Here is a 14,733-nt window from a genome sequence, read left to right on the forward strand (position 1 = left end):
CACTTATTCTTTCCAAAAACTCAAATTTTCTGCTTTTGCAAATTCAATAAAAGCTTCAGCTATGCCATCTTTTTGCAAGTCTTTATATTTTTCTACATTTAATCTATATTCTTGTATTCTTTTGTCAAACTCTTCTTGGCTTTCATCTTTTTGTTTTATAGGCTCATCTCCTTCTAAATGCGGATGAAATAAATCATGTTTTACTACTAAATGATCATGAGAATCTAAAAGTGGGTAATAAATCTTTTCGCCTGAATTATCTTTACTAGGCTCATTCATAGTAGCAAAGAAGATATTATAGTCCTCACACTTTGGACATAATTTATCATCCCATTTTTGTAAAAATAAAACACTTGTTTTTGTCCCCGTGTGTGGCTTAAAGACATTTCCATGAAGTCCTACAACCGCTAAGATTCTAGCTTTTTGTGCGATAAATTCTCTTATATATTTATCGCTTGAATTATTAAAACGCCCTTGTGGCAATACAATAGCCATTCTACCACCAGGCTTTAACATATCTAAATTTCGTTCAATAAATAAAATATCTCTTCCTACCTTACTTTGAGGTTTGCCATTTTCTTTTTTGCCTAGCTCATATCTAGCTAAAATTCTACTCTCTTTTATATCTCCTGCAAAAGGCGGATTTGCCATTAAAACATCAAAATTAAAATCTCTATTTTGATTTTTAGTTACTCTTAAATTTTTTAAGCGTTTAAAACCTTCAAAATACACATCTTGCCAATCTTCATCATCTTTTACCCACTCATCCCATCTATCAAAGTCAATGGAATTTAAATACAAAACATTTGTATGCCCATCACCTGCAATTAGATTAAGCATTTTTGATACGCGCACACTCTTTTCATCAAAATCTATACCAAACACTTTTTCTTTTACATAATCTTGACACTCAGAAATCTTTTCTTGGGCTGTAAAGAGATGACTTGCTTCTATGCCTCTTTCTTTATAAATTGAACGCCACACATAAAAACAAGTATGTATCGGAAATCCACAACTTCCACTTGCAGTATCTATCATACTTTCATCTTTTTTGGGATTTAGCATTTTTACACACATATCTATTACATAACGCGGAGTAAAATATTGCCCTTTTTCACCTTTTGAGGATTTATTCACTAGATATTCAAAAGCATCATCAATCACTTCTAAATTTGAGTTAAATAACTTTACATTTTGCAATGATGATACACATACACTTAGGTGCGAAGGAGAAAGTTTAATTTTCTCATCATTATTAAATACACCTTCCCATTTTTTCTTTGCTTTATCAAAGAGTTTTTCTATTTTTTGCTTAAGTTCAGAATCAGACTCTCCATAATTTCTAAACTCTAAGCTCTTTGTTCTATCTCTTGCACCCTCTAGCTCATCAAAAAGTTTTATAAATATAAGCTTAAAACATTCTTCAAATACATCAACTCCAGCATTTGCCAACACCTCATCTTCCATTTCTGTAACTAAATTCTTTAAACTTCGCTTTTGACTTTTTAAAATATCTTCTTTAATCAAATCATCAAAGGTAAATTTTACTTTCAACAGATCCGGTAATATCTGGTTTGATGCAGGAATATTTGGAATAGATTCAAAATAATTTGGATCTTTTCTATGATAATAGCTAATTTCTTTACCATTACACCACACAGCCATAGTTGCACCTGTAGCATTACAATAACTTTTTAATTGTTCTTTGCCATCTTTCAACTTTGGCTTTTTTACTTCTATAATGATGTATGGGACTGTGATTTGGATTTTATCCATTATCACAATATCAGCCCTTTTTACTTCGCGTCCAAAATGCACACCAAATTCAATTTTTATCATATCTTTAGGATAGTTATATTCATTTAAAAGCTTATCGATATAAAGCTGGCGCACAATTTCTTCTGGCGTAAGTTTAATTTCTTTATCGCGGATAAGGCAATTAGTATAGTATATAATTTGGTTATTTTTGTTTGTTTTAGCTATAATTTTAGTTTCCAATTCAGCAATAGCTTTTTTACTAAATAGATCTAGCTTATAATCACTATCTTTTAAAATTTCCTCAATCATTCTAAACCTTTAAAAATTTTCTATCAAGTCTTTAAAAACAAGACAAAGTTTTTCAAATTCTTCTATACTTACCCTTTCATCAATAGCGTGAATTCTATCATTACAAACCCCAAATTCTACTACCTTTACACCGTATTTTGCAAAATACCTTGCATCACTTGTACCGCCTTTGGTATTAAGCTCTGGCACTTCATGAGTGATTTTTTGAACGCTTTCATTCATTTTTTGAACGATTTTATTATCGATATTTGTCAAAAAAGCTTCGCTTGATTGTTTTAGCTCTAACTCATAGTTTAAACCATGACAAATTTTTTCTACATAACTTTTTACATCTTCTAAGCTTGTATCAGGGGAATTGCGTACATTAAACATAAGTTTTAAATCATTTGGCGTTACATTACATACCCCCATACCTCCACGAATATCAGTTATAACGATTTTTGAAGGACTAAATTCAGCACTACCTGGATCAAGATCAAAACCCGCTAAAAGCTTTAAAACCGGTGCAAAATCATGCACAGGATTGATACATTTTTCAGGATAAGCAACATGCCCTTGTTTTCCACGGATTAAAAGTTTTCCATTGATAGAACCACGACGCCCTATTTTGATACTATCGCCCATTTTTTTTACGCAAGTAGGTTCAGCAACCACAGCATAATCAGGTAGCATATTTTTTTCTTTCATCCATTCTAAAACAGCTTTTGTTCCGTATTTTGCCTCGCCTTCTTCATCGCTTGTTAAAATAAGGCTTAATCTCCGCCCTTTAAAGCTAACATCCTTTACAGCATCGATAAAAGCAGCTACGCCACTTTTCATATCCTGTGCACCCCTTGCATAGATAAAGCCTTCTTCCTCCAAAGGCTCAAAAGGATCATTTTTCCAACCCTCACCCGCAGGAACGACATCTACATGCCCACCAAAAGCTAAATGCTCACCCTCATCATTAAATTTCTTAGTAAGCAAGAGATTTTTAATCCCCTCTTTTTCTATAAAAAAAGCTTCAAAATCACTCAGTTCCATAGCGATGAAATTTAAAGCTCCATCATCATTTGGCGTAACAGATTTAAATTTTAAAAGTTCGATTAAAAATTCTTTTGCATTCATTTTTTTATCCTATAAAAGTTTTGTATAATAAACTCAGAGCGAAATACTCTATAATCAAAGCTGAAACTATATTGATAATACGAATCACCTTTGCACTAAAAAGATAGCTGTATTTTGCGACAACAAAAGCTAAAGCACCTATCCAAAAAAGAATAGCAACAACAAGCCCCAGTATCGTAGAATAAGTGTGTTGATTGCTTAAAACTATGCCTGTAGCACTAAGCCAAAAACCTATCACATAAGGATTAGAGCCATTTAAAATGATACCTTTAATATAACTTTTCAAAAGACTTTCTTTAAATTCTTTATGCTCTAAATTTAAGCTTTCTTTCTTTTTTCTTAGCATCAAATACGCCATATAAGTTAAAAAACAAAAACCAAAAATCGCCAAAAAACGCATAAAAATGACATTGTCTAAGAAATTTAAAAGCCCAAATTGAAGCAAAAAAAGATAAAGCATATCTATACTAAATGCTCCAAGTCCTACAGCTATGGAATTTTTAAAAGCTTTTAGTGCATAAGTTAAAATCAAAATATTTACAGGTCCAAAAGGCACACTCACTCCAAAGCCCAAAAAAACTCCACTTAAAAAAGAATCAAACATTACCATCTTTCATAAAATTTTCTATATCAAGTGTGATTTTATCAATAGCGCTTATAATATCTTCTATATAGATTTTATCAAAATATCGCTCTAAATTCACATCTTTTTCATAAATATTTAAAATACTTTTTTCACACATTGAAGCATACTGCCCCACAGGCAAAACCGCCCCACTTGTGCCTATGCTAATAAATAATGAAGTTTGATGAAGTAAAGAATAAAGCGTAGCATAAGCAGGAGCTTGCTCTTCAAACATGACTATATTGTGTCTTAAATCCTTACTTTTGCATTTTGGGCATTGTTTATCTGTGAATTTTTCATAGCCTATATTAAAAATTCCTTCACATTTTAGGCAACGAAGTTCGGGCAAAAAGCCATGCAAATGAATCACATCTTTACACCCTGCACGCTCTAGCAAATCATCTACATTTTGCGTGATGACAAAAAGGTTTTTACCCCATTTTTCTTTTAATTGTGCGATTTTTTCATGAGCATGATTTGGCTTTACATTTTGAAGTTGTGCCCTTCTTGCATCGTAAAAATCAAGTACTTTTTTAGGATTTTTTCTAAAACCTGTTGCAGAGCAAACCTCCATCACATCGTATTCTTCCCAAAGTCCATCATTATCTCTAAAAGTTTTAAGCCCACTTGGAGCAGACAAACCCGCTCCGCTTAATATCATAATGTTTTTCATCGCTAAACCTTATAAAATTTACAAAGTTTAGCGAAAAATGCTTTAAGAAAATAAATATTTTTGCAAGATTTTTTCTTTTTCTTTTTCTAATCTATCAAGTTCTATTTTATATTCATTGATTTTTTTCTCAATCTTGTCAATTATATCTGCTATTTGATCTTGAAATTCTAAAGAAGGAAGTTTAACTCTTAATGCTTTTATTCTATCTATTGAAGCTCTAAGTTTTCTTGAAAATCCTTGTTTTTTACCAGCTTCATTTAAAATAAAACTTATGTATTTAGCATTTATTTTTGTATCATCAACCCTTAATACCCCACAATGATCAGTTGGATAAAACTTTTTATTTTTTGGTATAAATCCCACCATCCAATCTCCATCTATACCCCACAAAACAGAATCATTATCATAATCTTGCAAAATTTCTTTATTAACAAATCCAAATACTTCCAACACATTTGCACTATAAACAGGAATTTGTCCATTTTCAAGCAGCTCATTATTTAAAACTCTTTTTCCAATACTTAGTTTAAAAATTGGATTTGATAAAGCATATTCTTTAATTGTTTTATTAAATGATGATAAAAATTCACTATCCAAATTTATTTTACACAAATTATTAATTTTATCTAAAATAGAATTTAGTTCATATTCTTGATTGTCCTCTATAATACCACATTTTTGAAGCATTGCTTTGATTAGGTTTTGATACTCTTTTATACTCAAACTTAAAGTATTATACTGCTCTTCTATCTTTTCACACTCTGCTACGATTTGTTTTTGAATTTCAAGCGGTGGTTTTGGAATAACCATATTTTGCAAGATTCCTAAATTTATATTTTGTTGCGAAGTTGTAATAACTTCGTTATATAATTGAAATTTAAAATAATCAATAGCATACATAAGATATTTATTTATAAATTCTTCATTTGGAATAATAGCTACTATAGCTTGATTTGTTGTCATATCTTCGCCTAATATTCCAACTCTACCAATAGTTGCATAAATTGAAACAACAACAGCACCTTTTTGTATCATTTTTGCATTAGAATTCTTAAAACCCTCTCTTGTAATTTTTTCTTTAGTATCCATAATAACTTGATGGTTAGAGTAATCGCTAATTGTTAGCCACTTAATATCCCCATTCCAATAATTTATATTTTTTCTTGATGGTGTTCCTCCCATGAAAAAATCTCCACAAATTTTCAATTTAACCAATGGGTATTGAGACTTTATTTCTTCTCTTTGAGTTTTTGGATTTAAACTTATAGCTTTATTAAATTCCACTTTTTCAAAATCTATCATATCAACAAGCCTTGCTTTTGTAGCATAAGTCTGTAATTCTTGCGGGATAACATCAAGCGTATTTAAAAAAGATTTGTAGATTAAAGTATTAAGCTTAGTCTCATTTTGTGGATTGCCTCTTTCAAAAAGTGGGCTCAAATAAGGCTCGTGCAATTCTTTTAAACCTTCATCACCTTTTCTATTACTCCACTCATAACCTAAAAATTTCTTTTGTTCTTTTATATCACTTGGGGATTTTATGATTAAAACTTCTTGATTAAGACTTAGACTAAAATAAAGCAATTTATCCTTTTCTATTGCCTGAGCATAAGCTAAAAAGGCTTTATCTTCTAAATCTTGCTTATCTTTACTTTCTTTATAAATTTTAGATTCTTTAAGTTTTTTATAATCACTTGTTTGCCTAAATGCATTGCGATAATCTTTAAAGGCTTCTAACTCTGCAAGATTAAAATCTAAGTTTCCATTTAAAAAATTACTATAAAGCTCTTTATCAAATTTTCTAAAATCACAATATGCACTTAGATAATTTTGATAAAAGTTTTCATTGTCTTTTAAATTTTCAGCTTCTATGCGTTCTTTAATCAAACTATAATCTTGAGAAATAAGATGATTTTCTTGTTTAAAAGTTTCTTTTTTGCGTAAAAATAAAATAATCGTATTTGTCCCTGTTGCTCCAAATGTTTGATTACCTAGCTCTACAATGGCAATAAAATCAAAATTTTGAAACAATATTTCTCTTGTATTTTTATAAATAGAATCCTTATTTAAAATAGAACTTGGCAAAATAATGGCAGCTTTAGCATTATCATTTAAAATTTGATTTGCTCGCTCGCAAAAAAAGCATTCGATAGAATTATTTGTTTCTATGTTTATATCATCGTTAAAAAGTTTATAGGTATTCTTAGATTTATCACTTAAAGTTTCTAAAAATCCTTTTACAGAATAAGGCGGATTTGCTATAAGCAAATCAAAACTATTTGATTCTATTTGTGGTTTTGCTTTTTCTCCTTCTAAATTATTTGTATTTGCTAATTCAAAAGAAGCAAGTGCATCAGCATATAAAATATTGATTTCATTTTGCCCATACATTGCACTTGATACCTTAGAAACCTTACTTAAGCGATACTCTTTTTCAATACCATAAATATTTTTATAATGCTCTTTAAGCTCATCTTCTGTTAGATAACGCTTAAGCTCATTGGCATAGGTGTTTAAAAAATGTCCAGCACCACAAGCATAATCAATCACCCTTAAAGCTTTAGAGCTTTTGCTTAACATTTCTTGAAGCGGTAAAGAATACATAATAAATTCACAAATTTGAATAGGGGTAAAAAACTGCCCTTCATCTTACTTCATACCTTTTTGTAAAAAAAGTTCAAAAAGATTGCCTAAAAATTGATTTGTAGAGTTTTGAGTAAGCTTGTAATTTGCAAAAAGCTCTACTATTTCTTTTAATACAAGTGCATTTTTTAAGAATAATTCTTTATTATGCACTTCTAAAAATGCAAAATCATTATTTGAATAAAATTTTAATTCTTTGATGTAATTTTGCATTACTTCTTTTAAAGTTTTTATCTTTAATTGCTTAAAGTCTTTTTCTATATCTTCATTAGATACAAAGGTAATTTTTTCTCCTAAAAATTCTTTCATAGCTTCTTTATAAAGCCACATTAATCTATCTTGCATATTTGCATAAGTATCTGCCATTACACCAAAATATCCAAATTTGAGATTGTTTTTATTAAAAGTTTCATCATAGATTTTACAAAGAAAAATATTTACAAGTTTATCAAAGGCATTTTCCTTGCCTGATATATTATGCTTGCGTAAAATTTTTGCAAATTCGTGATATTTACCTTCTTCTTTAAGTTCCTTAAGATTATCAAAAGTTGGAGTAATTTCTAAAATTTTATAAGCATTGACATTTGCTTCAAAAATACCTTGTTTAAAATATTGCAGTTCATAACTTTCTTTCCAAGTTTTAAAAAGTTCTATATTGTTATTAGATTTTTTATAAGAATTTTGTAATTCCTTTTCTTTTAGATATTCTTCGTTATCGTAAGCTTGTATGATGTAATTTTTATATTCTAACTTATCGCTAAAATCACTTGTATAAAGACAAAGATATTTTACACCTTTTTCTTGCTGAAAATAAGAAAAAAGCTGCCCGCCATCTTCTTGCATTCTATTCCATTCTTTTATAAATTCACTATTTTTAGAATCTGTGGTTTTACATTCTATAATCAAATAAGGATTGTTTTCATTATCCTTTACTAAAATATCAGCCTTACCACCTTTTTTTATCCCTGCCAAGATTCCATTTTGGCTCTAACTCTAAATGTTCAGCCTTATAACCTTTTTCTAAAAGTCTATGCACACATTCAAAAACTACAAAATTTTCAGGGTGTGAAAAATTAGAAGTAGTTTTATCGTGAATTTTTATTTCTTTTGGGTAATTAATACTTTGGTTTTTATAATCTATTAAAAGTGTGTAATTATTGATTGTTTTTACATAATTTTCATTTTTATTTTTAAAGCCTAAGTTTTCTAGAACTTGTTTTAAATTATCTTTTGTAATCATTTATTTCCTTATAATCTCACCACCTTAGCACCAAAGCCACCTTGATTGATCGGTGCGTCATTAAAGCCCTTGACACTTTTATGAGTTTTCAAAAACTCTCTTACAGCAAAGGCAAGCTTTCCTGTTCCTATACCATGGTAAACTAAAACTTCATCAAAGCCTGCAAGCAAAGCATCTGAAATAAATTTATCAAGCCTTGAAATAGCTTCATCACTCCTAAGCCCGTGCAAATCCAAAGTTACACTTAGATTGCTTGGTTTGCTTATGCTTATACTTGTTTTTGCTACTTTTTTTGGCATTGCGCCACTTTTTTTAAGCAGTTTTAAAGGCACACGAAGTTTGATCCCATCGCTTTCAACCATAGCATCGTTTTTAGAAATGCTTATGATTTTACCCTTAATTTTTTCATATTTTACAAAATCCCCCACACGCAATTCTTCGTTTTGCTCCATACTTGGCAAGATGATTTCTTTTTTAAGTTCATTGGCTTTATTAAGGCTTCTTTGCTTATCTTTTGTGTCTTTAAGCTGTATGGTTTTCTTAGCTTCTTCTATGGCTTTGTGAAATTTAAATTCTAAATTTCTCAAACTCGTGCGAAATTCTTGTTCATTTTTTTCTTTTTGATCTTTTAAAGAAAGTAAAATTTCATCGACTTTTTGCTCTTTTTTCTCAACATTTTCAAGCTTAGCTTTTAGTTCTAATTCAAGATTGATATTTTTACCCACAAGCTCTTCTAAATTTTCTTTATCCTCGCCATAAAGCTTTTTAGCCTCGCTAACTAAATTCGGCGGAATCTGATAACGCAAAGCGGTTTCAAAGGCATAAGATTTTCCTATAGTACCTTTTAAAAACTCATATTTTGGGCGTGAAAGCTCTTCATTATATAAAGCAGCAATGAGTTCAACTTGCTCATTCTTTGCTAAAAGCATAGCAAGGCGTTTGTGGTGCGTGGTGATGATGATTTTAAGATTATTAGCTATGAGTTTTGAAATTAACACACTATACAAACAAGCCGCTTCTTCAAAATCTGTTCCAAGCTCTATTTCATCGATACCTAAAAGCAAATTTTTCTTAGAAAAAAGTCTAGAAAAATGCAACATTCTTCCTGCAAAAGTTGAAATGTCGTTTTTAACATTTTGCGGATCTTCTATGATGGCATCAAATTCTTTAAAAGTACCGATTTTACTTTCACTTGCTTTTATATGCATAGGCAAAAGATGTTTAGCTAAAAATGCTGCGCTTAACATGGATTTTAAAAGCATGGATTTTCCGCCTGCATTTACCCCTGTGATGATTAAAACTTGTTTTTTAAATTCCAAACTCACGCTTTTTGGATTTTTTAAAGCAGGATGGGCGAAATTTTTAAGAACCAAATCCGTACTTTGATCACACAAAACAAATTCAAAATCCCTTTTTTTAGCAAACAAAACCCTAGCACTATAATGATCAAAAAGATCAAAGGCTGTATTGATAAATTTTAAAAAAGGTAGATTTTTTGCTAAAAAAGCTGAGAAATTTTTAGCGTATTCATAATAAATTTCTTCTTTTTGATTTTTGATTTTTTCTATATCATTTTGCAAATTCTCAACACTTAAAGGCACGATATAAAAGCCACCGCCACTACTTCTGCCTATGATTTTTGCTTTAATAGCGTGATTAAACCCGCCTCTTACAAGCAAGGCTTCAAGATTGTTTATAAGATGGATTTGTGTATCGATAAGATAAGGCATTAAAGCTTTTGTATAGCAAAATTTCTTAAACTCAGCTATTATGCTTTCATTTTTTAATCTTAAAGCAGTATTAAGATTTACAAGTCTTTCATCTAAACTTTCTTTTAACTCCCCTTTTTCATCGAAATTCAAACAAAGCTCCAAAGCCCCACTAGCAAATTCTATCTTTTGCAACCAAGAGTCTAAATTTGTTCCTAGTTTTATTTTTTTTAACTTTTCAAAATAACGAAAAATTTTTACAAATTCAAAAATTTCATCTAAATGCAAAATTCCTTGCTTGCTTAAATGAACTAAGGCTTTATCAAGATTGCTAAGCTCTGGCATAGTAGGAAATTCCACCTCACAAAGCTCATGTATGCGTTTAAAATGAAGATTAGAATCTCCTTGCAAAAAAATCTCTTTATCTCTTGCAAAAAGGGCTTTAAACTCTTCTAAATAGCTGTTTAAATCAAGCTTTGAGATCAATTCTTCTTTTGTATCATTCATCATTTAACCTACAATCTTTAATATCTATAATTAAAGAATTAAAACTTTGATTATTATCCTTTGAAATAAAACTTCCTGTACCAAATTCATAATTAAAATACGCCTTAGAAACATTGATATCTTTACATAAAATATTTTTATTTTGATTAAAAGCTACGATAATATCTGTTCTTAAATGACTTTTTTGCGTATTTTCAAATTCAAAAAATACTGCTAAAACAATAAAAATCACAAGCAAAACACCAAAAAAAGGTTTGGTTTTTTTGCCCAATTTTTCACGCAAAACAAAAGTAATTAAGGCTAAAATTAAGATGATTAAAAGATATAAAAAAAACCTACTCATTCTTTTGCCTTAATTTATTACTGATATCTCCTGCACCAAAACCTATAATAAGCCCTTCTTCAAAAACCTGTCCCTTAGAAGCTACCAAAAATTTACCCTCTCTTTTAATATCTTCCACAAATAAAGCCTTAGGAAAAACCGCTTTTAAATCAAGTTCTATAGGCTCTTCTCCTGCAGCATAAACAGGTAAAATTACAAGCTCATCAACACCTTCAAAAGCCTTTGCAAATTCCTTTAAATTTGCAGCCAAACGCGTGTAGCGGTGGGGTTCAAAAATGGCTGTGATTTTTTTATATCCGCCTAATTTTGCGTATTCTTGTGCTGCGCTTAAAGTCGCTTTTATTTCAGTAGGATGATGACCATAATCATCGATTAAAACCAAATTTTCATCAGCATGTAAAATATCAAAACGCTTTTTAATACCTTGATAATTTTTAAGCCTAGTTCTTATCGTTTCTATATCTAAAAAATTTAGAGCCGCCAAAATCGCCAAAGACGCATCAAGAGCTAAATGATATCCCATACCAAAAACTTTAAACTCACCTAAATCTTTTAACTCAAAACTCGTAAAAGGTTTGAAATTTTCTATACACATGGTGCAGTTTTTAATATCTTTGCTTGGATAAAGCTTGATTGACTCATTTTTATAATTTTTCAAAAACTCATCTTCAGCATTAATCACGCGAATTTTAGCCACATCTAAAAACTGCGTATAAGCATGATGGAGTTTTGAAACTTCATTGCCATAATGATCTAAATGCTCTGCTTCCGCATTGGTAACTATAGCCAAATAAGGATTTGAATTTAAAAAAGAACTATCGCTCTCATCAGCTTCAAAAACAAGGTTTTGACTTTCTTTATAAATCATATTTGAACCAAATTCTTTTAAAATCGCTCCGATGATCACAGAAGCATCATCAAGCAAAGAAGCTAAAATACTTGAAGTCGTGCTTTTTCCATGTGCTCCTGCAACTGCAAAAACACGCTTATCTTCTAAAATAAGAGGTAAGGCTTCCTTGCGTGAAAGGCATTTAATGCCTAATTCTTTAGCATGTTTAAATTCAGGATTTTCTTCTTTGATAGCAGCAGAATAAATAACTAAATCTTTGTTTAAAATATTGTCTTTATGATGAGGGATGCTTACTTTAACCCCTTCTTTTTCTAGTTCTTTAGTGATTTTGCTCTCTTTAAGATCACTTCCGCTAATCTTAAAACCTTTTTCTTTTAAAAATCTTGCTAAAGCGGAAATTCCTATACCGCCTATGCCGATAAAATGGATATTTTGCATGATTTAAACCTTTATACTTTAAAGGCTAAATTTTAGCACTTTTTTACTAAAAAGAAAATATAAACCTTAGCTTCTATCAGCTCTAGATAACTTTTATAAACTTATAAATCTATAAGTATAAATTTAATTTTTAAATTCTTTTATTATCTTTTCAAAACCCCAAAGTTTTCTTGCTTCATCACTTTTTTTAGGCTCTATGATAAGCATTTCTTCTTCAGAACCTAATTTACTTTCTATCTCGCCAAAAGCATTGATAAACAAAGTATCGCCGTAAAAATTCCACTCATCTTTTGTTTTGCCTATGCGATTTACTCTTAAAATGCTTGTAGAATTTAAAAAAGCTCTTGTTTTTAAAAGTTCTTCCCATCTTTGTTTACTTTCAAAGGTACAAGCACTAGGAACGATAACCAAATCAATTTTTTTCGTCATAATCTGCTGCCAAAAAATATCAAAATGCGCCTCAAAACCAAAAAGTAAAGCACATTTTAATTTTTCATAATTAAAAGTAAAAATTTTTAACTCTGATGAAGTTTTGTTGCTGAAAAATTTTTCTTCATTCCAATGTTCATAAGGCATTAAAATTTGCTGTTCATAACTTTTAACACCATTTGGAGTAACTTTTAAGCAAAGTTTTTTATAACTTTTAGCTTCAACGCTTACATAAGGAGCGATGATTTCTAATTCGTATTTTTTAGCAAGTTTAATCAAGCTTTCTTTTTTAGCTTCACTTTGCTCTTTTATCATATTTTTTGGCATATGCAAAAGTTCTGTAAAAAAACTATTGATCACATATTCGCCCAAAACTACCAAATTTGCTCCATTGTCTTTTGAAGCTTTAAGATAATAATCAAGCCTTGATTCACTTAAAGCTAAAGTTGGAAACTGTAAAGCCGCTATTTTACTCATCGATTTGCTCCACTTCTAATTTTGCTTTTTCAAGCTCAAGTCTTGCTTTTTTGATACTTTCTAAACCCTCTTTGTAAATTTTTACACTTTCATCTAAGGCAAGCTCTTGATTGTTTAATTTTTCCAAAGATTCATTAGCGTGTTTTAAATTTTCTTCAAAACTCATTGATGATTGACCTTGTAATTTGGTGCTTCATGAGTGATAGTAACATCATGTACATGACTTTCTTTAAGCCCTGCGGTAGTAATTTCAACAAATTCAGCTCTTTTTTGAAAATCTTCTATATCTTTAGCCCCAACATAACCCATAGAAGAACGCAAACCTCCTAAAAGTTGGTGCACCACGCTTCTTATACTTCCCACATAAGGAACACGCCCTTCTATACCTTCAGGAACGAGTTTATCTTGAGCAGTACCTTGCTGAAAATATCTATCCGAACTTCCCTTTTGCATAGCCCCAAGTGAGCCCATACCACGATAAGACTTATATTGTCTTCCTTGATAAGTAAAAAGCTCTCCTGGACTCTCATCCGTTCCAGCTAAAAGCGATCCTATCATAACAGAACTCGCACCTACAGCTAAAGCTTTTGCGATATCACCTGAATATTTAATCCCGCCATCAGCTATCACAGGAACGCCAAATTTATTTGCTTCTTCCACGCACTCATCAATGGCTGAAATTTGAGGCACGCCCACACCTGAAACAATACGTGTAGTACAAATACTTCCTGGCCCAATACCTACTTTAACCGCATCTACTCCTGCTTCACAAAGTGCTTTTGCTGCAGCTGCAGTGGCGATATTTCCTGCGATAAGATCTAAATTTGGATATTTAGCCTTAATTGCTTTTACTGTATCAATAATACCCTTGGAATGCCCATGCGCAGAATCAAGCACAACAACATCAACGCCTGCTTCAACTAAAGCATTCACACGATCCATTTGCCCTACTCCTATAGCCGCACCCACGCGTAATCTTCCAAAATTATCTTTATTGGCATCAGGATATTCTTTGCGTTTTTTAAGATCTTTTATAGTGATAAGTCCTTCCAAGCGTCCTTGTTCATCAACTATAGGAAGTTTTTCTACTTTGTTGGTGCTGAAAATTTTTTCCGCATCATCTAAAGTACAACCCTTTGGAGCAGTAATTAAAGGCATTTTAGTCATAACATTTTCAACCAAATTTGAAAAATCACTCTCAAATCTTAAATCACGATTGGTAAGTATGCCTATTAGTTTCTTATCTTCATCTACTACAGGAACACCTGAAATTCTATACTCTGCCATAATTTCTAAAGCTTCCGCAACACTTGCCTTAGGACTTACAAAAATAGGATCGATAATCACCCCGCTTTCGCTTTTTTTCACTCTTTTTACTTCTCTAACCTGTGAGGCTATATCCATGTTTTTATGAATCACTCCAAGCCCTCCAAGTCTTGCCATCATAATAGCAGCCCTGTGTTCAGTAACTGTATCCATAGCCGCAGAGATTAAAGGCATATTTAAAGTGATATTTTTTGTTAATTTAGTGTGAATTTTTACTTCCTTAGGTAAAACTTCAGAATACCCAGGACGCAATAATACATCTTCAAAAGTTAAAGCTCTTTTTACAATTTTCATCTTTC

General features: G+C 30.9%; 10 protein-coding genes and 1 pseudogene. All 11 read right to left on the bottom strand.

What is annotated here, in order from left to right:
* Nucleotides 1-3: 3 nt before the first annotated feature.
* The gene (locus SR63_RS04990; protein ID WP_147498390.1) at nucleotides 4-2,067 is read right to left on the bottom strand and encodes an N-6 DNA methylase; all 2,064 of its coding nucleotides are present in this window, start codon (nucleotides 2,065-2,067) and stop codon (nucleotides 4-6) included.
* A gap of 9 nt (nucleotides 2,068-2,076) precedes the next feature.
* Nucleotides 2,077-3,174: a succinyl-diaminopimelate desuccinylase gene (gene dapE / locus SR63_RS04995; RefSeq protein ID WP_002866081.1), complete on the bottom strand. Its 1,098-nt coding sequence runs from the start codon at nucleotides 3,172-3,174 to the stop codon at nucleotides 2,077-2,079.
* Between the two features lie 4 nt (nucleotides 3,175-3,178).
* Complete coding sequence (locus SR63_RS05000) at nucleotides 3,179-3,778, bottom strand: LysE family translocator (protein WP_002866082.1); 600 nt, start codon at nucleotides 3,776-3,778, stop codon at nucleotides 3,179-3,181.
* Nucleotides 3,771-4,472, bottom strand: coding sequence for an SIR2 family NAD-dependent protein deacylase (locus SR63_RS05005; RefSeq protein ID WP_002866083.1), 702 nt, complete (start codon nucleotides 4,470-4,472; stop codon nucleotides 3,771-3,773). Before SR63_RS05005 ends, SR63_RS05000 begins: the two co-directional genes overlap by 8 nt.
* A 42-nt stretch (nucleotides 4,473-4,514) precedes the next feature.
* A pseudogene (locus tag SR63_RS05010) lies at nucleotides 4,515-8,355 on the bottom strand (restriction endonuclease subunit S).
* 8 nt (nucleotides 8,356-8,363) lie between these two features.
* Complete coding sequence (locus SR63_RS05020) at nucleotides 8,364-10,574, bottom strand: endonuclease MutS2 (protein WP_079254162.1); 2,211 nt, start codon at nucleotides 10,572-10,574, stop codon at nucleotides 8,364-8,366.
* Complete coding sequence (locus SR63_RS05025) at nucleotides 10,564-10,914, bottom strand: hypothetical protein (RefSeq protein WP_002866087.1); 351 nt, start codon at nucleotides 10,912-10,914, stop codon at nucleotides 10,564-10,566. Before SR63_RS05025 ends, SR63_RS05020 begins: the two co-directional genes overlap by 11 nt.
* A complete protein-coding gene (gene murC, locus SR63_RS05030; protein ID WP_072238648.1) occupies nucleotides 10,907-12,205 on the bottom strand; it encodes a UDP-N-acetylmuramate--L-alanine ligase in 1,299 nt (432 codons plus the stop codon). Before murC ends, SR63_RS05025 begins: the two co-directional genes overlap by 8 nt.
* 120 nt (nucleotides 12,206-12,325) lie before the next feature.
* Nucleotides 12,326-13,108, bottom strand: coding sequence for a carbon-nitrogen hydrolase family protein (locus tag SR63_RS05035; protein WP_002866089.1), 783 nt, complete (start codon nucleotides 13,106-13,108; stop codon nucleotides 12,326-12,328).
* Nucleotides 13,101-13,274 carry an exodeoxyribonuclease VII small subunit gene (gene xseB, locus SR63_RS05040; protein WP_002853034.1) on the bottom strand — a complete coding sequence of 58 codons (174 nt, stop codon included), beginning with the start codon at nucleotides 13,272-13,274 and terminating at the stop codon, nucleotides 13,101-13,103. The genes SR63_RS05035 and xseB overlap by 8 nt, the downstream gene beginning before the upstream one ends.
* The gene (gene guaB / locus SR63_RS05045; RefSeq protein ID WP_002856408.1) at nucleotides 13,271-14,728 is read right to left on the bottom strand and encodes an IMP dehydrogenase; all 1,458 of its coding nucleotides are present in this window, start codon (nucleotides 14,726-14,728) and stop codon (nucleotides 13,271-13,273) included. Before guaB ends, xseB begins: the two co-directional genes overlap by 4 nt.
* Between the last annotated feature and the right edge of the window lie 5 nt (nucleotides 14,729-14,733).

The organism is Campylobacter sp. 2014D-0259 (assembly GCF_008000505.1).
GTDB lineage: Bacteria > Campylobacterota > Campylobacteria > Campylobacterales > Campylobacteraceae > Campylobacter_D > Campylobacter_D jejuni.